This is a genomic window from Baekduia sp. Peel2402 (genome assembly GCF_052567285.1).
This window is the reverse complement of sequence record NZ_CP199582.1, coordinates 5,257,447-5,279,368: the sequence shown is the minus strand read 5'-3', so window position 1 is coordinate 5,279,368 and position 21,922 is coordinate 5,257,447. Positions and strand designations below refer to the sequence as shown.

General features: G+C 74.2%; 20 protein-coding genes. 10 read left to right on the top strand and 10 right to left on the bottom strand.

Going from position 1 to position 21,922, the window contains the following annotated elements; genetic code table 11:
* Positions 1-380: 380 nt before the first annotated feature.
* The 9 genes from ACT01A_RS25680 to ACT01A_RS25640 form a co-directional block, all read right to left on the bottom strand.
* On the bottom strand, positions 381-3,092 hold the full coding sequence (locus tag ACT01A_RS25680; RefSeq protein WP_445149961.1) for a helix-turn-helix transcriptional regulator: 2,712 nt from the start codon (positions 3,090-3,092) through the stop codon (positions 381-383).
* 5 nt (positions 3,093-3,097) lie between these two features.
* Positions 3,098-5,881 carry a helix-turn-helix transcriptional regulator gene (locus tag ACT01A_RS25675; RefSeq protein WP_445149960.1) on the bottom strand — a complete coding sequence of 928 codons (2,784 nt, stop codon included), beginning with the start codon at positions 5,879-5,881 and terminating at the stop codon, positions 3,098-3,100.
* 65 nt (positions 5,882-5,946) lie between these two features.
* Complete coding sequence (locus ACT01A_RS25670) at positions 5,947-6,939, bottom strand: SDR family oxidoreductase (protein ID WP_445149959.1); 993 nt, start codon at positions 6,937-6,939, stop codon at positions 5,947-5,949.
* A 5-nt stretch (positions 6,940-6,944) separates the two neighbouring features.
* A complete protein-coding gene (locus ACT01A_RS25665) occupies positions 6,945-7,841 on the bottom strand; it encodes an alpha/beta hydrolase (protein WP_445149958.1) in 897 nt (298 codons plus the stop codon).
* Between the two features lie 5 nt (positions 7,842-7,846).
* Positions 7,847-8,065 carry a hypothetical protein gene (locus tag ACT01A_RS25660; protein WP_445149957.1) on the bottom strand — a complete coding sequence of 73 codons (219 nt, stop codon included), beginning with the start codon at positions 8,063-8,065 and terminating at the stop codon, positions 7,847-7,849.
* Entirely contained in the window at positions 8,062-8,823 is a 762-nt protein-coding gene (locus tag ACT01A_RS25655) for an SDR family oxidoreductase (protein ID WP_445149956.1), read from the bottom strand. The genes ACT01A_RS25660 and ACT01A_RS25655 overlap by 4 nt, the downstream gene beginning before the upstream one ends.
* Positions 8,820-9,899, bottom strand: coding sequence for a low temperature requirement protein A (locus ACT01A_RS25650; protein WP_445149955.1), 1,080 nt, complete (start codon positions 9,897-9,899; stop codon positions 8,820-8,822). The genes ACT01A_RS25655 and ACT01A_RS25650 overlap by 4 nt, the downstream gene beginning before the upstream one ends.
* Entirely contained in the window at positions 9,896-10,192 is a 297-nt protein-coding gene (locus ACT01A_RS25645) for a hypothetical protein (protein ID WP_445149954.1), read from the bottom strand. The genes ACT01A_RS25650 and ACT01A_RS25645 overlap by 4 nt, the downstream gene beginning before the upstream one ends.
* Before the next feature lie 78 nt (positions 10,193-10,270).
* On the bottom strand, positions 10,271-13,021 hold the full coding sequence (locus ACT01A_RS25640) for an AAA family ATPase (protein WP_445149953.1): 2,751 nt from the start codon (positions 13,019-13,021) through the stop codon (positions 10,271-10,273).
* A gap of 193 nt (positions 13,022-13,214) precedes the next feature.
* On the opposite strand from ACT01A_RS25640, the gene ACT01A_RS25635 reads away from it, so the two are divergent.
* The 10 genes from ACT01A_RS25635 to ACT01A_RS25590 all read left to right on the top strand — a co-directional run bounded on the left by ACT01A_RS25635 (position 13,215) and on the right by ACT01A_RS25590 (position 21,186).
* On the top strand, positions 13,215-13,928 hold the full coding sequence (locus ACT01A_RS25635) for an alpha/beta fold hydrolase (protein ID WP_445149952.1): 714 nt from the start codon (positions 13,215-13,217) through the stop codon (positions 13,926-13,928).
* 44 nt (positions 13,929-13,972) lie between these two features.
* A complete protein-coding gene (locus tag ACT01A_RS25630; RefSeq protein ID WP_445149951.1) occupies positions 13,973-14,941 on the top strand; it encodes an alpha/beta hydrolase in 969 nt (322 codons plus the stop codon).
* A gap of 21 nt (positions 14,942-14,962) precedes the next feature.
* A complete protein-coding gene (locus ACT01A_RS25625) occupies positions 14,963-15,760 on the top strand; it encodes an alpha/beta fold hydrolase (protein WP_445149950.1) in 798 nt (265 codons plus the stop codon).
* Positions 15,757-15,957, top strand: coding sequence for a hypothetical protein (locus ACT01A_RS25620; RefSeq protein ID WP_445149949.1), 201 nt, complete (start codon positions 15,757-15,759; stop codon positions 15,955-15,957). Before ACT01A_RS25625 ends, ACT01A_RS25620 begins: the two co-directional genes overlap by 4 nt.
* Before the next feature lie 180 nt (positions 15,958-16,137).
* Positions 16,138-16,464 (top strand): hypothetical protein, encoded by a 327-nt coding sequence (locus tag ACT01A_RS25615; protein WP_445149948.1) that lies wholly within the window; start codon positions 16,138-16,140, stop codon positions 16,462-16,464.
* Positions 16,465-16,478: 14 nt separating this feature from the next.
* Positions 16,479-17,882 (top strand): peroxidase family protein, encoded by a 1,404-nt coding sequence (locus ACT01A_RS25610; RefSeq protein ID WP_445149947.1) that lies wholly within the window; start codon positions 16,479-16,481, stop codon positions 17,880-17,882.
* Positions 17,879-18,265 (top strand): plastocyanin/azurin family copper-binding protein, encoded by a 387-nt coding sequence (locus tag ACT01A_RS25605; protein WP_445149946.1) that lies wholly within the window; start codon positions 17,879-17,881, stop codon positions 18,263-18,265. Before ACT01A_RS25610 ends, ACT01A_RS25605 begins: the two co-directional genes overlap by 4 nt.
* Positions 18,262-18,693: a hypothetical protein gene (locus ACT01A_RS25600; RefSeq protein ID WP_445149945.1), complete on the top strand. Its 432-nt coding sequence runs from the start codon at positions 18,262-18,264 to the stop codon at positions 18,691-18,693. Before ACT01A_RS25605 ends, ACT01A_RS25600 begins: the two co-directional genes overlap by 4 nt.
* 69 nt (positions 18,694-18,762) lie before the next feature.
* Complete coding sequence (locus tag ACT01A_RS25595; protein WP_445149944.1) at positions 18,763-19,863, top strand: ferredoxin reductase; 1,101 nt, start codon at positions 18,763-18,765, stop codon at positions 19,861-19,863.
* 9 nt (positions 19,864-19,872) lie between these two features.
* Positions 19,873-21,186, top strand: coding sequence for a fatty acid desaturase family protein (locus tag ACT01A_RS25590; RefSeq protein ID WP_445149943.1), 1,314 nt, complete (start codon positions 19,873-19,875; stop codon positions 21,184-21,186).
* Positions 21,187-21,223: 37 nt separating this feature from the next.
* On the opposite strand, the gene ACT01A_RS25585 is transcribed toward ACT01A_RS25590, so the two are convergent.
* Positions 21,224-21,910 carry a TetR/AcrR family transcriptional regulator gene (locus ACT01A_RS25585; RefSeq protein ID WP_445149942.1) on the bottom strand — a complete coding sequence of 229 codons (687 nt, stop codon included), beginning with the start codon at positions 21,908-21,910 and terminating at the stop codon, positions 21,224-21,226.
* Positions 21,911-21,922: the final 12 nt, after the last annotated feature.

The following is a 21,922-nucleotide window of genomic DNA, read 5'->3' as shown; positions in this document are numbered from 1 at the left end:
GAACTCTTCGGACGACCTCAACCCAGAGAAGTTATACGCCAAATGCCCATTAGGCCATGAAGGACCGTTTCACTCGCTCCTGCTCGTCGCGCTCCGTGACGAGCTGGAGCGGCGCCGCGGGCAGGGTGCGCGGGTTGGCGTACTGCTTGAGGCCGGTCAGCAGCTTGTCGCGGTTCTACACGCGCGTGCGCACCTTCTTGGGGATGGCGCTGGGGTCGCGGAGTTCGCCGTGGTCGTTGAGGTTGTCCGACAGGTTCAATGATCAGAAATATTATTGGTGACCAAGCACGGATCGTTCGATCAGCCGCCTCCGCGCCCACCTCGTCAAGTCTCATCGCCGCTGAGCTCGCAGCTGGAGGTTGGGCGGAGCGAGCGATCCGTCAGGCGGCTTCGTCGGTCATCGCGCGACGCAGCTCGCGCCGGGTGCTGACGTCCAGCTTCCGGAAGACCTTGCTGAGGTGGTACTCGACGGTGCGCGGGCTGATGAACAGCTGCGCGCCGATCTCCGGGTTGGTGTGGCCGTCGCGGGCCAGCTGCGCCACCTGGAGCTCCTGAGGCGTCAAGGGCTCGCGACCCGAAGGTCGGCGGACGGTCTCGCCGGTCGCCAGCAGCTCGCGGCGCGCGCGCTCGGCGAACGCTGACGCCCCGAAGCGGGTGAGGTCGGCGTGCGCGGTGCGGAGCGGCTCGCGCGCGTCGGCGCGGCGGCCCTGCCCCCGCAGCCACTCGCCATACAGCAGACGGGCCCGGGCCAGGTCGACCGCCGCCCGGCTGCGCGAGAGATGCTCGATCGACTCCATGTACTTGCTCTCGTCGCCGCCGACCAGTGCCGCGCAGCGGGCTTCGATCCCCAGCGCCCACGGGGTGCCCGCCGCTTGCGTGCGCGCGCTCAACCGCTCGTGCGCCTCGGCCGCCTCGTCGAGATGATCGGTCTGCACCGCCGCCTCGATCCGCTCGGCCAGCGCCCATCCGTAGGCCATTACGTCCTCGTGCGCGCAACCGTCGCGCGCCGCCTCCAGCGCCTCGGCGTGGCGACCTTCGCCGTTGTGCATCATCGCGGCGAGCCATCCCGCCAGCGCGAGCGCCGAGCCCTCGCCGCGGTCGACCGCGTTCTGCCGTCCCCAGGCGTCCGCCGCCTGCCAGCGCGCCCGGTCGCCGCGCGCCGCCATCAGCATGAGCGACGCGTACTTCAACGGCGGCAGCCCGGTCGCCTGCGTGATCGCGTCGACCTCGTCGACGAGCGCGTCGGCGGTGGTGAACGCCCCGGAGTGGACGCAGTACGCGGCGAGGTAGTTGGCCATCACCGGCAACCGGTTCAGCGCACCGGTCTCGCGCGCGACGCGCACGCCGCCGACCGCCAGCCGGTGCCAGAGCTCGTCGTCCCAGAGGTCCTGGGCGAGCCGGCACGCCAGCCACCGCCAGCGGTCGTCCACCGCGTCCGCGCTCGCCCGGATCGCCTCCGACAAGGGCGCCACCGACGCCGCGTAGCCGTCGGTGAAGCGCGCCACGAGCGCCACGAGCAGCCGGTCGGCCGGGTCGCCGGACGTAGCGGCCCGCTCCGCCGCCCCGCGCGAGGCGTCGGCCACCGCGCGTTCGCCGGGGTCGGCGTCCGCGCGCAGCCGCCCGGCGAACATCGCCGCCGCGAACGCGTCCAGGTAGGTGTCGCGGGCCATCACCGGATCGAGGCCGTCGAGGCGCCGCGCCGCCTCGAGCAGCAGAGCTCCCGCGTTGCCCCCGCGCCGCCGGGCGAACACGATCTGCGCGCGCAGCCGCTCCACCCGCGCACGCTGCAGCGCGTCGACCGGACCGAGCTCGGCGGCGGCCAGCAGCTCGGAGGCGGCCGCGGCGTCGGCGACGTCGAGCTTCGCGTCCGCCGCGGCGAGCGCGCGCTCCACACGCACCGCCGGATCCGGCGTCAGCTCGGTCGCGCGCTGCAGGAACGTCGCGGCGGCCACCAGCCCGCTGCGCCGCTGCGCGCGGTCGGCCGAGCGCGCCAGCTCGGCGGCGACCGCCTCGTCAGGCGCCGCGGTCGCGTGCGCACGGTGCCACGCGCGCCGGTCGGGATCGGTGCCCGGATCGGTCGCCTCAGCGAGCGCGCGGTGCACCGCGCGCCGCGCCGTGGGATCGGCGGCGCGGTAGACCGCCGAGCGCACGAGCGGATGCGCGAACCGCGGGCGCGCGCCGAGCTCGATCAGCCCGACGTCCTCCGCCGGCCCGCCGGCGGCAGTGCCGATCCCGAGCAGCTCGGCCGCCTTCCACAGCAGCGTGGCGTCGCCCAGCGGCTCGGCCGCGGCGGCCAGCAGCAGGGTCTGGCTGTCCTCCGGCAGCGCCCGGACCCGGCCCAGGAACGTCCCCTCGATGCGATTGGCCAACGGGCGCGCGTCGGGCAGCGCGAACCCGCCCGCCAGCTCCGTCGCCGTCAGCCCGCGCGGCAGCTCCAGCAGCGCGAGCGGGTTCCCACGCGTCTCGGCCAGGACGCGCTCGCGCACGCGCGCGTCCACCGGCCCGTGCACCGAGGACTCCAGCAGCACGCGGGCGTCGGCGTCCGCGAGCCCCTCGATCGCCAGCTCGGGCAGGCCCTCCAGCTCGTCGCCCGCGCCCGGCTCGGCGCGCACCGCGAAGACCATCGCGACTGGCTCGGCCAGCAGGCGGCGGGCGACGAACGCGAGCACCTGCGCCGAGGCGCGGTCCAGCCACTGCGCGTCGTCGAACACGCACACGAGCGGCCGTGCCTCGGCGGCCATGGCCAACAACCCCAACACGGCCAAGGACACCAGGAACCGATTCGGCGCGCCGCCCTCGCGCATCCCGAAAGCGACCTCGAGCGCCTGCTGCTGGGGCTCCGGCAGCAGCCCGATTCCGTCGAGCATCGGCGCGCACAGCTGGTGCAGTCCCGCGAACGCGAGCTCCATCTCCGCCTGCACGCCCGCGACACGGGCGACGCGGCACCCGTCCGCCCGCTCGGCCACGACCTCCAGCAGCGCGGTCTTGCCGATCCCGGCCTCGCCACGCAGGACTAGCACCGCGCTCTGCCCGCCGCGGACCCCTTTGAGCAGCCCGTCCAGCGCGGCGCGTTCGGCGTCGCGGTCCACCATCGCGGTCAGCGCGGCCCGGCCGGGGCGGCCAGCACGTCGCCGAGGTCCTTGCGCGAGCTGATCCCCAACTTGGTGAAGACCTTGCGCAGGTGGTACTCGACGGTCCGCGGGCTGATGAACAGCTGCGCGCCGATCTCCGGATTCGAGTGGCCCTCGCCGGCCAGCCGCGCGATCTGCGCCTCCTGAGGCGTGAGCAGGTCGCGCGTCTCGACGGTCCGCGCCGCGACGGTGCCGCCGGTGGCCAGCAGCTCGCGGCGGGCACGCTCGGCGAACGCCTCCGCGCCGGCGCGAGCGAACGCGTCGTGGGCGGCCTGGAGTTGCTCGCGCGCGTCGACGCGCCGGCTCTCGCGGCGCAGCCACTCGCCGTAGAGCAGGCGGGCACGGGCCAGCTCGACGCGCATCCGCGTGCGCTCCAGTCGCTCGATCGCCTCCCGGTGCGCCGCCTCCGCGGCGTCGCCTTCAGCGGACGTCGCGCGTGCGCGCGCGAAGATCCCGAGGGCCCAGTCCGTGCCGGCCGCCTGCGCTCGCACCTCCAGCGACGCGAGCGCGACCTCCGCGAGCTCCGGTCGCCCGGCGCGGGTCGCCGCCTCGACGAGCTCGACCAGCGCCGCGCCGGCGTAGCCCTGGTCCTCGTCCTCGGTGGCGCGCCGGGCGGCGGCGAGCGCCGCCTCGTACCGGCCCAGGCCGTTCTCGAGCACCGCGGTCGCGTATCCGCCCAGCGCGAGCACGCGCCCTTCGCCGCGCGTGGTCGCGTTCTCCATCGCCGCGTCGATCAGCTGGCGTGCCTGCGCGTCGTCCCCGCGCCACGCGGCGAGCAGCAGCAGGCCGTAGACGAGGCCCGCGTTCCCGGTCGTGTCGGTGATCGCGTCCGCTTCGTGCAGCAGCGCCGACGCGGCCCGGTAGTCCCCCTCGAACAGGTGAACGCCCGACAGGTAGACGAGCGCGACCGGCAGCGTCGTGAGCGCGCCGGCCTGCCGCGCCAGCCGCTCGCCGCGGGCCGCGATCGCCCCGAACGCCGCGTCGTCCCACAGCTCGAACACGGCCATCGACTGGACGACGGGACACAGCAGGATCCAGCGCATGGTCGCTGCGTGGCCGTCGAGCGACTCGTCGCGAAACGCCTCGACCGCGCGTCGCAGCGGCGGCACGCCCGCGGCCGGCCCCTCGGCGAAGCGCGTGGCCATGCCGTCGAGCACGAGGTCGATCGAGCGCGCGGGCGACGGGGCCCGCGGCGCGGCGCGAGCCGCCTCGGCGGCCTTGCGCACGCCCCCTGGATCGGCCAGCCGGCCCGAGTACATCGCCGCCCCGAGCGCCTCGAGGTGCGTCTCTCGCGCGGCCGGCGGATCGATCGCCTCCAGCCGTCGCGCCGCCTCCAGCAGCTGCGGCGGCGCGTCGCTGCCGCGCCGCAGCGCGAAGACGACCTCGCCGCGCAAGCGCGCGAGCTGCGCGTGCTGCAGCTCGTCGAGCGGGCACAGCTCGGCGACCGCGAGCAGCTCGAGCGCCTTCTCTGGCGCCGCCGACACGAACGTGGCCTGCGCGGCGGCCAGCGCGCGCCGGCCGCGCCGGGCCGCGTCCGGGGTGAGGTCGGTCGCGCGGGCGAGGAACGCGGCCTGCGCGGCGACGCCGCCCCGTGCCCGCGCCCCGCCCGCCGAGCGCTCCAGCTCGGCGGCCACGTCCTCGTCCGGGCCGGTCGCCGCCTGCGCCCGGTGCCACGCGCGCCGGTCAGGGTCCTGCTCTGGGTCGGTCGCCTCGGCCAGCGCGCGGTGCACGTCGCGCCGATCGGCCACGCTCGCCGCGCGGTAGGCCGCGGAGCGCACCAGCGGATGCCGGAAGCGCACGCGCGGGCCGATGTCGATCAACCCGATGGCCTCGGCGGGCGCCGCGTCGTCGAGACCGATCCCCAGCAGCTCCGCGCCCCGCCGCAGCAGCCTGACGTCGCCGATCGGCTCGGCCGCTGCGAGCAGCAGGAGCCGCCGGGCCGGGTCCGGCAGCGGCTCCAGCTGCCGGACGAAGCGCTGCTCAAGGCGGCTGATTAGCGGGATCGCGGTGGGCAGCCCGAACCCACCGGCGACCGTCGCCGGCGTCATGCCGCGCGGCAGCTCGAGCAGCGCGAGCGGGTTGCCCGCCGCCTCGGCGAGGATGCGCTCGCGCACGCGCTCGTCGAGCGGCCCAGGGATCGTGGCGTCGAGCAGCCGCCGGGCGTCGTGCTCGCCGAGCCCTTCGACCGCCAGGTCCGGCAACCCGGTCAGCGCGTGGTCGTCGGCCTGGTCGCGAACGGCGAACACCAGCCCGACGCGTTCAGCCAGAAGGCGGCGCGCGACGAACGAGAGCGTCTGGGCCGACACGCGATCGAGCCACTGCGCGTCGTCGACGACGCAGATCAGCGGCTGCTCCTCGGCGGCGTCGGCGAGCAGGCTCAGCACCGCCAGGCTGACCATGAACCGGTCCGGCGCCGGGCCCGCGTCCAGCCCGAACGCCGTGCGCAGCGCGTCGCCCTGCGGGCCCGGAAGCCGTTCGACGCGATCGAGCATCGACCCGCACAGCGCGTGCACGCCCGCGAACGGCAGCTCCATCTCGGACTCGACGCCCGCCGTGCGCACGACCCGGCAGGCGGCGGCCGCGCGGTCGGCCAGGCGGTCGAGCAGCGCGGTCTTGCCGACCCCGGCCTCGCCCCGCAGGACGAGCACGCGGCTCTGCCCGGCGCCGACGCCCTCCACCAGACCGTCGAGGACCTCGCGCTCGCTCCGGCGACCGAGCAGTCCGGACGGTGGAAGGTCGGCGTGGGGCATCGTCGAGGCGCATTATCCCGGTTGCACCGACGGCCATTGGCGGTGAAGGTCCCTGCGCGTTCGGTCTACCGCAGGCTCCGCGCCGTCGCGACCACCGCCTCCTCCCACGGCCGCGGCCGCCAGCCCAGCACGCGACGCGCCTTCTCCGCGCTGACCTGATGGCGACGGCCGACCTCGCTCGCGATGCGCCGCAGCGACGGATCGCCCACGGCGGCGGCGCGGATCGCGTCGTCGGGGATCTCCGCCGTCGGGACGTCCGCGCCGAGCCGGTCGCGCAGCACGCGTGCGACGTCGGACAGCCACAGCGCGTCGCCCGACGCGGCGAGGAAGCGCTCGCCGGCCGCGGCCGGCGCGTCGAGCGCGCGGAGGTGGAGGTCAGCGACGTCGCGGACGTCCACGACGCCGAAGCCCAGCCGCGGCAGACCGGCGGCGAAGGCCCCGCCGAGCAGGCCGGCGATCAGGCCGACCGAGGCGGAGCGATCGTACCCGAGGACCGGGCCGAAGATCGCCACCGGGGCGATCGTCGCCAGCTCGAGGCCCTCGCGCCCGGCGAAATCCCACGCCGCGCGCTCGGCGACCGCCTTGGACCGGATGTACGCGCCAACGTCGGCGTCCGGGTCGGTCCAGTCGTCCTCGGTGAAGACGTGGTCGCCCGGCTCGCCGCGCCCGTAGCCGACGGCCGCAAACGACGAGGTGAGCACGACCCGCCGCGCGCCGGCGTCGCGCGCCGCCCGCAGCACGCGCAGCGTCCCGTCGCGGGCCGGGACGAGCACGTCGTCCTCGTCGGCGACCTCGCCGGCCGGGAACGGCGAGGCGACGTGCAGCACGCGCTCGGCGCCGCCCAGCGCCTCGGCCCAGCCCGCGTCCGCGGTCAGGTCGGCGACGACCACCTCGAGGCGATCGCCGTCCGCGTCGGCCACGGCGAGCGTCGTGCGCAGGTCATCCTCACGCGCGCGCGACCGAACGGTCGCCCGGACGCGCTCGCCGCGCTCCAGCAGCTGGAGGACCACGTGCAGCCCCAGGAACCCCGAGCCGCCGGTGACCAACACGGTGGACATCGCGCTCACGCTCCCAAGGACGACAGCAGCTCGGCGGCGACCTGACCCGGCGCGTCCTCGGCCAGGAAGTGCGACGCGCCCGCGATCGCGCCGCCGGTGACGTCCGGCGCGTAGGATCGCCACGGCTCGAGCGGGTCGCGGTAGAAGCGCGGCAGCGAGCCGTCGCCGGCCCAGAGCGCGACCGTCGCGCAGGCGATCGTCCGGCGGCCGCGGTCGACGTCGTCGTGCTCGCGGTCGACCGTCGCGCCCGCGCGGTAGTCCTCGCACATCGCCTCGACGAACGCCGGGTCGTCGAGCTGCTCCCGGTAGGCGTCCAGCACGACGTCCGGGTAACGCGGGTCGCCTCGTTTCAACCCCATGCGCTCGGCCGCGATCCAGAACCCGTCGGGGTCCCCGAGGATCAGGCGCTCGGGCAGCGGCGCCGGCTGGGCCAGGAACGCCCAGTGCCAGTAGCCGAGCGCCAGCGCCGCGTCGGCGTGCCGCCAGACCTCGCCGGTCGGCACGACGTCGAGCACCGCCAGGTGGGTGACCCGCTCGGGGTGGTCCAAGGCCATGCGGTACGCGACGCGGCCGCCGCGGTCGTGCCCGGCGACGGCGAACGCGTCGTGGCCGAGCGCGCCCATCGCCGCGACGAGGTCCGCCGCCAGCGCGCGCTTGGCGTAGGAGGCGTGGTCCTTGGCCACGGCCGGCCGGAACGACCCGCCGTAGCCCGGCAGGTCGGCGGCCACGACCGTGAAGCGCTCGGCCAGCAGCGGCGCCACCGCGTGCCACATCAGGTGCGTCTCCGGGTAGCCGTGCAGCAGCAAGAGCGGCGGCCCGGCCCCGCCCACCCGGGCCAGGACCGGGCCGCGCGGCGACGGGACCTCCGCCACGCGGAATCCGGGAAAGAGCGACTCCATCATGTCGCTCAGAACGCGCCGAGGCGCTCGTCGGCCTCGGCCAGCGAGCGCGCGAGGCTCCCGACGTCGGCTAGCCACGGCTGCCCGTCGGCGCGCGGGTCGATGCGCAGGTGGAGGCGACCGTCGTGCAGGACGGTCACCGCCATCAGCTCGTTCGCGCACCACAGCTCGGCCTCGTAGTCATAGGCCTCCTCGGGGCCGGTCACGATCACCTTGATCTCGGTCATCGCCGGCCGGCCTCCTGGTGCGCGGCGAACCAGGCGTCGAAGCCGGTCGCGCCGATCCGCGCGCCGTCGGCGGTCGTCAGCTCGCCGCCGGTCAGCGCTGTCCCGAAGTAGCGCGCCTCCGGGTCGCCGACCACCGCGCGCTCGTCGCCGGTCGCCGCGAACAGCCGCCGCCCCCACGCGTCGATCCCGAGCTTCTCCGGGCCGCCCAGCTCGACGTGCCCGCCGACCGGCGCGCCCGTCGCCAGCTCCGCCACCGTCGCGGCGACGTCGTCGGCGGCGACCAGCTGCATCAGCCCGGTCGGCAGCCGCACGCCGCCGTCCTCGGCCCCGGACTCGACGATCTGCGCCAGGAACTCAAAGAACTGCGTCGCGCGCAGGATCGTGTACGGGACGCCGCCCTCCGCGATCGCCGCCTCCTGCGCCACCTTCGCGCGCAGGTAGCCGCTGTCGGGCAGCCGGTCGCAGCCGACGATCGACACCGCCAGGTGGTGCCCGACGCCGGCGGCGCGCTCGGCCTCCAGCAGGTTGCGCGACGAGGTGACGAAGAACTCCTTGACCGCGTCGTCCTCCCAGACCGGCGCGTTGGAGACGTCGACGACGGCGTCGGCGCCGTCCATCACCTCGGCCAGACCCTCGCCGGTGATGGTGTCGACGCCCGTCGAGGGCGACGCCGGCACCGCGTCATGCCCGTTCTCGGCGAGCCGCCGGACGACGTTGCCGCCGACCCGTCCGCTGCCTCCGATGACCACGATCTTCATGATGTTGCCGTCCCTTCGGGTTGTTGTTGGAGTCGGCGGAGCGGGCGCTCCGGCCGCATGGCCAGCGCGATGCGCCGACGGAAGAGGCGTTCGCCGAGCACGTAGAGCGCCGGGCCGCCGAAGATCAGCGCCCAGCCGATGCCGTCCGGCGTGTGCTCGGGCGCATGGATGAGCAGGTCGTCGCCCGCAGCGACCGCGATGATCCCGGCGACGATCGGCAGGTGCAGGTAGGTGTAGGCGTCGCGTGCGAGCCGGCCGGGGTCCTCGCAGGTGCGCATCACGTGGCGCGTGCGCTCCGCGGCCGTCGCGCCGAAGTACAGCCACCACAGCGCGGCGGTCTCCAGGAACGCGACCCCGAGCCAGACGACGACGGTCGCGCTCAGCCCGGCCGCGGCGGCGGTCGCGCCGGTCACGACGATCGACTCGCCCAGCGCGATGATGATGAAGCCCTCGCAGCGCTCGGCGAAGTGGCCGCCCTCGATGTCCCAGTCGGTCGTGGCCGCGCGCCCGCGGCCCGGCAGCCAGTAGCCGGCGAACGGCGCGCAGAGGTCCAGCACGACCGCGGGCAGCCACACCAGCAAGCGGTCGTCGCCGTGCAGCGCCAGGCCGCCCACGAGCCAGAGGACGCCCGATGCCGCGCTCCAGCCCACGAGCCGCTCAAAGACGTCGCGCAGCGGATGCGTGCGCGGCAGCAGCGCGGCCGCGGCGACGTTGCGGCCGGCCTGGAGCACCACATAGGCGATGACGAACAGCACGCCGTCGCCGCCGAACGCGCCCGGCAGCGCGGCGGCCATCAGCAGACTCGCGAGCATCACGGCGGTCAGCACGCCGCGGACCGCCGGCGAGGCGGGGTCGAACCAGTTCGCCATCCACGTCGTGTAGATCCACGCCCACCAGACGACCAGCAGCAGGAACGCGGCGCGCGCGATTCCGGCGGCCGACAGGTCGGCCAGGACCAGGTGCGACAGCTGCGTGATCGCGAAGACGTAGACCAGGTCGAAGAACAGCTCGACGGTCGTCGTCTCCTGGCGGATCCCGTCGCCGCGGGGACGCAGATGGCGGACGGCGGCGCTCATCGCACGACGCGGTGCAGGAAAAGCGTCGACTGGTGGGCGCGGTGGTGCGCGAGGAGCTTGCGGATCAGCCACGCCGGGACGGCGACCGCGGCGACGACGGCCGCGACCGCCAAGACGACGGCCAGTGTCGGCACGGCCACGATCACCGCGAGGATCAGCAGCGGCGGGCAGACGAGGAGGCCGAGCAGGCCGACGATCACGATCTCGGCGATGCGCAGGCCGCCACCGGTGACCTCGATCAGCTCCTCGCTGACCTCGACGCCGTTCGGATGGAGGTTGTTGGTGGTGCTCATGACGATGAGGCTGCCGGAGCACGGCCGCGCTCTCGTCCGGGTGAGTCCCGAGTCGGGTCCCCAGTCCGCGCGGGCGCGTCAGTCCAGCTCGGCCAGGGCGGTCTTCAGCTCGGCGCGCGAGGTGATGCCGAGCTTCACGAACACCTTGCGCAGGTGGTACTCGGCGGTGCGGGCGCTGATGAACAGCCGCGAGCCGATGTCGCGGTTGGTCAGCCCCTCGCGCGCCAGCCGCGCGACGTTGAGCTCCTGGTCGGTCAGCTGGTCGAGCGTCTCGGCCGTCCGCACGCGCAGCGTCTCGCCGGTCGCGGCCAGCTCGCGCGCCGCGCGCTCGGCGAACCCGTAGGCGCCGCAGGCCGACAGCCGCTCGTGCGCGCCGCGCAGCTGCTCGCGCGCGTCGATGCGCCGGTGCTCGCGGCGCAACGCCTCGCCGAGCAGCAGCCGCGCGCGGCCCTCGAGGAACGGCATCCGCGAGCGGCCGAAGCGCTCGATCGCCTCGCGGTAGAGCGCCTCCGCGGCGTCCCCGTCGCGCAGCTGGGCGGCCGTCATCGCCCGGACGCCGAGCGCCCAGTCGCCGCCCGCCGCCGCGGCCACCGGCTCCAGGTGGGCGAGGGCCGCCTCGGCGACCGGGCGCTCCCCGGTCCGTACCGCGGCCTCGACGACCTCCGGCAGCGCGCGCATCGCGAAGCTCAGCTCGCGCGTGTGGTCCAGCTCGGGACGCGCGGCGGCCAGCGCCTCGGCGTAGCGGCCCGCGCCGTTGTAGGCGATCGCCGCCGACGAGTTGACCGCGCTGAGCACGTTGCCCTCCCCGCGCGCCTGCGCGTCGGCGCGCAGCTGCACGGCGCGCCGCTCGACCTCCTCGACCTGGCCGCGGTAGGCCGCCAGGATGATCCGGCCGTAGGACGGCAGCGGGTGGCCGGTGACGTTCTGGATGGCGTCGACCTCGTCGCAGGTTGCGGCGAAGCGGTCGAGCCGGCCGTCGAGCAGCCGCGCGGCCATCGCGAACGTGAGCGCGATCGGCAGCACGTTCAGGCTGCCGCCGGCGCGCGCGAGCTCGACCTGCCGGTCGGCGAGCCCGGCGAGCGCGTCGCGGTCCCAGACGTCGATCGCCGCGCGGCAGCCGAACCACATCCAGCGCAGGTCCATGCTGTCGGGCTCCTGCTCGGCGAACGCGCGCAGCGCGCGGCGCAGCACCGGGTTCGCCGCCGCCGGGCCCTCGACCGCCAGCAGCGCCTGGCCGCGCAGGATCAGGTCCCGCGCGCGCTCCGACGTGTCCTGGGCGGTCGCCTCCAGGATCCGGCGCGCGACGGCTTCCACCACGCCCGGCTCGCCGAGCCGCCCGTTGAAGAGCGCCGCGGCCAAGGCCTCCATGTAGGTGTCGCGCGCGAGCGCCGGGTCCAGCGGCTCCAGCCGCGCGGCGGCGAGCAGGAACGCGCGCGGCCCGCCACGGTCGCGCCGCAGCGCGTACTGGGCGCGGGCGCGCAGGCGGCCGACGAGCGCCTCCTGCAGCGGGGTCAGCGAGATGTCGCGCGTGCTGTCGAGGAGGCGCAGCGCCGCGGCGGGCGCGCCGGCGTCGTGCTTGGCCTCCGCCGCGGCGATCAGGCGCTGCACGCGCCCCGCCGCCGCTGGCGTCAGCTCGGCGGCGCGCTCCAGGAACGCGGCCGCCGCCGCGACCCCGCCCCGGGTCCGTGCGCGCTCGGCCGACGCCTCCAGGTCCGCCGCGACCGCCTCGTCGGGCAGCAGCGTCGCGCTCGCACGGTGCCACGCGCGCCGGTCCGGGTCCCGCTCGACCGGCGTGCACTGCGCCAGCGCGGCGTGGACGCGACGGCGCTCGGCCGGCGACGCCGACCGATAGACCGCCGACCGCACGAGCGGATGGCGGAAGCCGACGCGCGCGCCGACCACAAGCGCGTCGGCCTTCTCGGCGCGGTCGAGGTCCTCGGCCCCGAGGCCGAGCGCCTCGCTGGCCCGCCACAGCAGGCCGGGGTCGCCGGTCGGGTCGGCGGCGGCCAGGAGCAGCAGAAGCCGCGTGGTCGCGGGCAGCGGCTCCAGCTGCGCGACGAGCGACTGCTCGATCCGGCTCTCCAGCGGCAGCGAGGCCGTGAGCGTGAACCCGCCGGCGATCTCGGCCGGGCTCAGCGCGCGCGGCAGCTCGCGCAGCGCCAGCGGGTTGCCGCGCGCCTCAGCGATCAGCTGATCGCGCACGCGGCCGTCGATCGGCACGGGGACCGAGAAGCGCAGCAGCTCGCGGGCGTCGTCGTCATCGAGCCCCTCCACCTCCAGCCGCGGCAGCTCAGCGAACTCCGGCTCGACCACGCGCATCGCCAGGACGATCGCGACGCCCTCGGCCTCCAGGCGGCGCGCGGCGAACGCGACCGCGCGGGCCGAGGCGTCGTCGAGCCACTGCGCGTCGTCGACGACGCACAGCAGGTGGCGTTCCGCGGCGGCCGCGGTGAGCAGCCCGAGCACGGCGAGCCCGACGAGGAACGGGCTGGGCGCCGTGGCCTCGCGCAAGCCGAACGCGGTCTGCAGCGCCTCGCGCTGGGCCGGCGGGAGCTGCTCGACCCCGCCCATCATGTGCGAGCACAACTGCTGGAGGCCGGCGTAGGCCAGCTCCATCTCGGACTCCGAGGCGACCATCCGCTCGACGCGCACGTGCGTCCCGGCGCGCGCCGTCAACAGGTCCAGCAGCGCGGTCTTGCCGACGCCGGCCTCGCCGGCGAGCACCAGCGCGCCGCTCGCGCCGGTGCGCACGCGGCCGACGAGCGCGTTGAGGTCGCCCAGCTCGCGGCGGCGGCCGCGGAGCGTCGAGACGGGGTCGGAGATGAGCATGGCGCCGACGCTATGCACGGCCCCCGAGGACGGCATCCGTGTGGTCCCCAGGCGTCTCCCCAGTCCCGGGCGACGCCCACCGCCACCCGCCTGGGGTCCGGACTGGGGACGGCGACCGAGGCGAGCCAGGGACCCGGCGGGCGACGGTGATGGCCGTCAAGCACTCCCTCCCCTCCGAAAGGAACGGCCCACCATGTTGCCCACCGTCATCCTCGTCCACGGCGCCTTCGCCGAGTCGTCGAGCTGGAACGGCGTCATCGCCCACCTCCACCGCGACGGCGTCCGCTCGGTCGCGGCCGCTAACCCGCTGCGCGGCGTCGCCGACGACGCCCGCCAGATCAGCGACCTGATCCGCACCATCGACGGGCCGGTCGTGCTCGTCGGCCACTCCTACGGCGGCGCGGTTATCTCCAGCGTCGCCGGCGACGCGGGCGACATCATCAGCTTGGTCTACGTCGGCGCGTTCGCGCCCGAGGCGGGCGAGAGCGCGATCGAGCTGTCCCAGCGCTTCCCGGGCAGCACGCTCGGTGACGCGCTCGCGCCGGTCCCGCACGCCGACGGCACGGCCGACCTGCTGATCGCCCGCGACCGCTTCCACGCGCAGTTCTGCGCCGACGTCCCCGAGCATGACGCCGCCCTGATGGCCGCCACGCAGCGCCCGGTCGCGCAGGCCGCGCTGGAGGAGCAGTCCGGCCCGGATCCGCTGTGGAAGCGCGTCCCGTCCTACTTCGTCATCGGCGAGGAGGACCGCAACATCCCGGCCGCCCTGCAGCGCTCGCTCGCCGAGCGCGCCGGCTCGCGCCGCACGGTCGAGATCGCCGGAGCGTCGCACGCCGTCGCCGTCTCGCACCCGGCGCAGACCGCCGGGCTGATCCTCGAGGCCGCCCGCGTTGGCGCGGCCGCCTGACCTCACTGACCAACCCAATCACCTCAACCAGGAGACCCATCGAGATGACCATCGACATCACGCACGCCCCGATCGTGCTGGAGCCCGCCGCGCGGGACTTCGCGCAGGCCACGTCGAACCCGCCGTTCCTGTACGAGTTGACCCCAGGCGAGGCCCGCAAGGTCCTCGACGACGTCCAGGCCGCGCCGGTCGACAAGGAGCCGGTCGACAGCTGGTGGACCACCGTCCCGTGCGACTACGGCGACGTCCGCGTCCACATCATGCGGCCCGAGGGCGTCGAGGGCCCGCTGCCGGTGATCCTGTACATGCACGGCGGCGGCTGGGTCCTCGGCAACGCCGGCACGCACGACCGCCTCGTCCGCGAGCTGGCCTTCGGCGCCCACGCGTCGCTGGTGTTCGCGGAGTACGACCGCTCGCCCGAGGCGCGCTATCCGGTCGCGATCGAGCAGGGCTACGCGGTCGCCCGGTGGATCGTCCGCGAGGGCGCGCCGCACGGCTTGGACGCCGACCGCATGGCGGTCGCCGGCGACTCGGTCGGCGGGTGCATGACCGCCGCGCTGGCGCTGATGGCCAAGCAGCGCGGCGACGTCCGTTTCGTCCACCAGTCGATGTACTACCCGGTCACCGACGCGCAGATGGACACCGGCTCCTACCGGGAATTCGCCGAGGGCTACTACCTGAGCGCCAAGGCGATGGCCTGGTTCTGGGACTGCTACGCGCCGGATCTCGCGCAGCGCGCCGAGCCGTTCTGCTCGCCGCTGCAGGCCTCCGACGCGCAGCTCGACGGGCTGCCGCCGGCGCTGCTGATCGTCGACGAGGCCGACGTCCTGCGCGACGAGGGCGAGGCCTACGCGGGCCGCCTGCGGGCGGCGGGCGTGCCGATCACCACCGTCCGCTACGACGGCGCGATCCACGACTTCATGATGCTCAACCCGCTCCGTGAGACGCGCGCCGCGCGTGGCGCGATCGCCCAGGCGATCGCCACGCTGCGCACCGTCCTGCACGGCGCCTGATCCCGAGGAGCCAAGTTCATCATGTCGTTCCTCTCCTCCCTCCCCCGCCGCGTGCTCGTGCCGGCGGCCGCGCTGACGCTGGGTCTCTCCTCCCTGGCCGGCGCGGCCCCGGCGCGGGCCACGACCCCCGCCACGGCCAAGCCGACGGTCGTGTTCGTCCACGGCGCGTTCGCCGACGCCTCGGGCTTCGGCGCCGTCACCGGCCGCCTGCAGGACCGCGGCTACGCCGTGCTCTCCCCCGCCAACCCACTGCGCGGCCCGGCGAGCGACGCCGCGTACGTCGCGGGCGTGCTCAGATCGGTCAAGGGCCCGATCGTCCTGGTCGGGCACTCCTACGGCGGCGCGGTCATCTCCGAGGCGGCGCGCGCCGTAGGCAATGTGAAGGCGTTGGTCTACCTCGACGCGCTCGCCCTTGAGGCCGGCGAGAGCAACGCCGACATCGCCATGCGGTTCCCGGCGAGGATCAACGATGCCCTGGTGCCGCGCCCGTTCGAGGGCGGCACCGAGCTGACGATCGACCCGGCCGTGTTCCGCGCGGTGTTCGCCGCCGACGTGCCGGCCCGGACCGCGGCGGTGATGGCCACCGCGCAGCGGCCGGTGACGCTCGCGGCGCTAAACGAGAAGTCGACCGAGCCGGCGTGGAAGACGATCCCGTCCTGGTACCTCGTCGGGCGCCAAGACCAGGTCATCACACCGGCCGCGCAGCGGTTCATGGCGCGGCGGGCGCACGCCCGCACGGTCGAGGTCGACGCGTCCCACGCGTCGTACGCCTCGCGTCCGGGCGCGATCGCCGACCTCATCGTGCGAGCGGCGCAATGAGCCTGGGCGCCCATCTCGAGCGCGATCGCCTCGAGGAGCGCGCAGCGCGGCTGGACCGGGTGGTCACCGCGCTGCGCGCTCGCGCCCGCTCCTATGAGGACGTGGCGGTGCCGCGTCCTCTGCGGCGCTCGCTGCGGGACTTCCAGCGTGAGCTGGACGCGGTGCGAGAGCGGCTGACGCCGCCGTCGGGGCGATGAGCCCCGACGGCGGCAGGTCCGCCCGCAGCGCCGGCTTGTCGCCCGCGTGGACGTAGGCCGTGCCCGCGCCGACCAGCTCGGTGAACGCCGCCGAGACCCCAGGCCACGCACACCGGGCACCCCACCCGGCACCGGCCCGGATGCGAGCGACCGCCGGTGACCGCGACCCTGAACAGCGTCATGAGCAACGCCGACGAGCTCATCCACCGGGTCCGCCAATGGCCCTTCGTCCGCGTCGAGGCGCGCGCCGAGCGCGTGGTGCTGCGCGCCACCGCCGACGACGCGCCCATCGCTGAGATCGACCGCGTGACCGGCGCGCTGTGCGCGTTCGTGCCCGCCGACCTGCGCGCGTCGCTGGTGCGGACCGAGCCGCTGGTGTCTGAGGCCAACGGCGGTGTGGCGATCACGCTGACCGACGAGCAGAGCCGCCGGGCCGGCGAGCGCGTGCTGCGCCGGCGGGTGGACCTCGAGCGGTTCGGCGCGCAGTTCCGCGAGGCATCCCCCTGAGACCGAGAGAGACCATGTCCATCAAGATCATCGCCCGAGATCACTGCCTGGCTCCCGAGCGGGTCGACGCGCCGCTGTTCGGCGGGCGCTACCGCTCGCTGTTCCCGGAGCTGGCGCCATTGACCGCCGACGAGACGGCGCTGCACGCGCTCGGCGCACCGGGCGGCCCGTGCGACCTCGGCGAGGACGCCGGCGACGTCGACTCCCACGTCGCCGCGGTGTGGCCGTTCTTCGGGCAGTTCATCGCGCACGACATCACGGCGGACCGCTCGCCGATCGCCCACCACGCCGACGTCGCGCGGCTGCGCAACGTCCGAGTGCCGCGGACCGACCTGGAAGGGCTGTACGGGCTCGGCCCGATCGGCGCGCCGTTCATGTATGAGAAAGCTGACCCGGCCAAGCTGCTGCTGTCTCCGGATGGGCACGACGTGCCGCGCAACGCCGAGGGCCTCGCGCTGCTCGGCGACCCGCGCAACGACGTCCACCTGTTCACCAACCAGATCGTGGTCGCGTTCATCCTCATGCACAACCGGCTGGTCGACCGGCTGCGGGCCGACGGGGTCGCCGAGGACCTGGTGTTCGCGGAGGCCCGCCGTGCGGCGACCTGGCACTACCAGCACGTGATCCTGCGCGAGTTCCTGCCCGGGCTGATCGGCGCGCCCCTGGCGGCCGAGCTGCTGGAGACCGGGCCGCAGTTGTACAAGATGGATCCCGAGGACCCATACATCCCGTTCGAGTTCGCCGACGCCGCCTACCGCTACGGGCACGCGCAGATTCGCGACACCTACATGATCAACCGCGGCTTCGGACCGGTCCGCGTGTTCCCCGACCTGATGGGCTTCGGCCCTGTCCCGGCCGAGCACGCCGTCGACTGGACGCTGCAGATCGACGTCGCCGGCCACCCGCCCGCCCAACGCGCCAAGCGCATCGACCCCCGCCTGCCCGGACCGCTGATCGCGCTGCCGACCCAGGTCACCGGCTCCGAGCCCGGCACCGACTACGCCTCGCTGGCCAACCGCGACCTCCAGCGCGGACAGGCCGTCGGCCTGCCATCGGGCGAGACGATCGCCCGCCACCTCGGCGTCAAGCCTCTTACCCCTGCGCAGGTCGGGCTAGCCACCCATGACTGGACCGGCGAGACACCCTTGTGGTGGTACATCCTCGCCGAGGCCGAAGCCCTCCGTGCCGGCGACCGCCTCGGCCCGGTCGGCGGTCGCATCGTCGGCGAAGTCCTCGTCGGGATCATCGACGCCGACCCCTCCTCCTTCCGCGCGGTCGACCCGACCTGGCGACCGACGCTGCCCGCCCGCCGCCCGGGAGCGTTCGGGCTGGCGGACATCCTCCTGCCTACCGGTGTTCCGACTGGGCATCTCCATGGACGAGATGGACGCACCGTGACGAGAGCCTTTCCATCATGAACATCACCATCCTCCATGACCGTCGCCGCACGGTCCCCGCCGTGCTGACCGCGCTGGTGATCGCCGTCGGGTCGCTGCTCATCATCGTGCTGAGCCCCACCGAGGTGACGTCCGGCAACGCCCAGGACCCCGCGGCCGGCGTCGTCCGCGACACGATCAAGAGCTTCAAGTACGGACCCAAGACGCTCACGGTGCGGGCCGGCCAGAAGGTCGCCTGGACCAACCAGGACGATGCACCGCACTCGGCCACCGTCGCCGGCCAGTTCGACACCGGGCTCTTCGGCAAGGGCCAGACCCGGACCATCACGCTCGCCAAGGCCGGGACGTACCACTACATCTGCACGATCCATCCGTTCATGCACGGGACGGTGGTGGTCCGATGACCCACCCATCGCTGACGCATACCGACCTCGTGCGCTACACGGGGGTCGCGCTCCTGCTGGTCGTGGGCGGCATCCACCTCCAGCAGTTCGAAGGGCCACTGCGACCCGTGCCGACGATCGGGCCGCTGTTCGTGCTCAACGCCGTCGGGGCCGCCGCGCTGGCGCTTGTGCTGGCCGGCGTACGCGGAGATCTCGCGAGGCTGACCGCGCTGGCCGGCATCGCCATGACGCTCGGCGGGCTCGCCGCGCTGGCGATCACGCGCGTCACCGTGTTGTTCAACTACTCCGAGCCGACGTTGCGTCCGGCCGTCACACTGGCGGCGGTCGTGGAGGTCATCACGGTCGCCGCGCTCAGCACGCTCGTCCTGATGGACGACGACATACAGGGCGCCACCGGTGCTTCGGGATCCGGCCGCCGACCCAAATGACGCCGTCAGCCCGCTCAGGGCGTCGGTCTTCGCGTGGCCTGGTCGTGCTGGGGGTACGGTCGCGATCAGGTGGCAGAACGAGGAGCCCAACCGCAGGTCCCGAAGGCCCATCGGCGGGCGCTTGGCGCGCTGCGCGCGTTCTTCACGCCGTTGCTGCCCGACGACTACCTCGAGCAGATCAACCCGATGTGGACCACGCGCGAGCTGCGCGGCCGGATCGAGGAGGTCTCGCGCGAAGCCGACGACGCGGTCACGATCACGATCAAGCCGAGCTGGCGCTGGCCGGGGCACGAGCCGGGGCAGTACCTGCGCATCGGCCTGGTCATCGACGGCCGCCATCACTGGCGGGCGTACTCGCTGACCTCCGACCCCGAGCGCGCCGACGGGTGCATCGCCATCACGCCCAAGCTCGTGGAGGCGGGTACCGTCTCGCCGTACCTGCTGCGCGAGGCCAAGGCCGGGACGATCGTGCGCCTCGGCGGTGTCGAGGGCACGTTCGTGCTGCCGGACCCGGTTCCGCAGCAGCTGCTGTTCGTCACGGCGGGCAGCGGGATCACGCCGGTCATGAGCATGCTCCGCGCCCTCAAGCGCCGCCGGCAGCTGTCCGACGTCGTGCACCTGCACTCCTCGCGGACCGAGACCGGCACGATCTTCGGCGAGGAGCTGCGCGCGCTGAACGCCGGCCAGGACGGCTACCGGCTGCACTTGCAGATCAGCGGGCGCGACGGCCGACTGGGACCGGAGCGGCTGGACGAGCTATGCGCCGACTGGCGCGAGCGCGATGCGTTCCTGTGCGGTCCGACCGAGATGGTCGAGGCGCTCCGGGAACGCTGGGAGCGCGAGGCCGATCCGCGGCGGCTGCGCCTCGAGCACTTCGCACCGGTCGCGGGCGTCGGCGAGGGCGAGCGCGGTGAGGGCGGCGCGATCAAGTTCCTCAACAGCGACCGGACCGCCGAGAGCGACGGCTCCAAGCCGATCCTCGAAGCCGGCGAGGACGCCGGCGCGACGCTGCCCTTCGGGTGCCGCATGGGCATCTGCCACACCTGCGTCGGGAAGCTCTGCAGCGGGCAGGTGCGCGACCTGCGCACCGGCGAGGTCTCCGGCGGCCCCGGCGAGACCGTCCGCACCTGCGTCAACGCGCCCGAGGGCGACGTCGAGATCTATCTCTAGGAGAACCCTGTGACCGAAGCGCTGATCGAAAGTCCGCTGGCCCGCCTCTCCGAGGAGGAGATCGACGCGCTGGGCCGGGAGTTCGATGCCATCCACGACGAGGTCTTCGCCCAGCTCGGCGAACGCGACCGGACCTACATCACCTCGATCATCGCCTTGCACCGCCGGCTGGTCGTCGGCAGCCGCGTCGTGCTCGTCGGCTCGCGCTTTCCGCCCGCGCGGTTGTTGGGGACCTCGATGCTCAGCCTGGCCAAGATCCTCGAGAACATGGAGATCGGCCACAACGTCATGCACGGCCAGTGGGACTGGATGAACGACCCGCACATCCACTCATCGACCTGGGACTGGGACACCGCGTCGACGGCCGAGGCCTGGAAGCACTCCCATAACTACGTCCACCACACCTACACCAACATCCGTGGGAAGGATCGCGACCTCGGCTACGAGATCATGCGCATCGACCCCCACCAGAAGTGGCACCCGGTCTACCTCTTCCAGCCGCTCTACAACATCCTGCTGGCGATGTTCTTCGAGTGGGGCGTGGCGGTGCACGACCTCGACTTCGAGGCGATCCGCAAGGGCGAGAAGTCGAAGGCCCAGATCAAGCGCGAGCTCAAGGGCATGGCGGGCAAGGCGCGCGCGCAGGTCGTCAAGGACTACGTCGCGTTCCCGCTCCTGAGCGCCGCGGTCGCCGGCGGCGCGCGCTACGCCCGGGAGCGCCGACGCAGCAAGCGCGCGGGCGCCGCCGCGGCGGCGGCCGACGTCGCGCGCCGGACCTTCCGGGCCACGCTGAAGGCCAACGCGGCCGCCAACATCGCCCGCAACGCCTGGTCCTACGCCATCATCTTCTGCGGGCACTTCCCCGACCAGACCTACACCTTCAGCCCCGACGAGGTCGCCGACGAGTCCCGCGGCGGCTTCTACGTCCGCCAGCTGCTCGGCGCCGCCAACATCGAGGGCTCGCCGCTCTTCCACGTCATCAGCGGCAACCTCGGCTACCAGGTCGAGCACCACCTCTACCCGGACATGCCGAGCACCCGCTACGGCGAGATCGCGCCCCAGGTCAAGGACATCTGCCAGCGCTACGGCCTGCCCTACAACTCAGGGCCCTTCGGCCAGCAGCTCGGCGGCGTGCAGCGCACGATCCTGCGCCTCGCGTTTCCCGGCGGCCACCCTCGACCCAAGCCGGGCCCTTACCGGGGCGACGACACCATGCCGGCGCCCGGCGCCCAGCCACGCTTCGCGAGCCCCGGCGAGAACGGCTCGGGCCCTGAGCAACCGTCCGACGGCGTGCGGGTCTCCATGCCCGGCGAGCAGGCCTAGATCCGGCGCGGACGCTGCCGGCCTGGCGTCCGCTTCGTCAGGACGCCTTGCACGACGCCGTCAGCTCGGCGAGCGTCGGCGCTGCGACCGGCAGCGGCGAGGCGGCTGCGGGGCGCAGCCCGTCCAGGACGATGCCGAGGTAGCGGCGCCAGAGGTCGGACGCGATCGCGCCGCCCTTGCCGCATTTGCCGGTCGCGCCGCCCACGGCGGCGACGAGGAACGGAAGGTCCTCCGCGCGCAGGTCGTCGCGGACGAGACCGGCGGCGCGGGCGCGTTGGACCAGCGCCTCCATGTGCGCCATGCGCTCGTCGTTGCGGCGCTGAAGGCTGGGCTCCCTGAACAGCTCGGGGCCGACCGACTCGAGGAACGCGCGGTCGCGCGCCTGGATCTCGGCGCACACGGTGATCACGTGGACGAGGGCCTCCCAGGCGTCGTCGAGCGTCTCGGCGTGGGCGACTGCGGCCTGGACGTCGTCGAAGCCGAGCTCGAGGCTGGCCAGCAGCAGGTCGTGCTTGGTCGGGAAGTGCCGGAACAACGTGCCGGCCCCGACGCCGGCCCGGCGGGCGATCTCGGCGACGCTCGCGTCTGCGCCCTGCTCGGCGAAGACCGCGGTGGCGGCGGCGAGGACGCGCTCGCGATTGCGCCGGGCGTCCGCGCGCAGCGGGCGAGCGACGTCGTCGTCGTCGTCCGCGCCCACCGTGCCGCCTGCGGCCACCGTGCTCATCGTTCGAGCCTA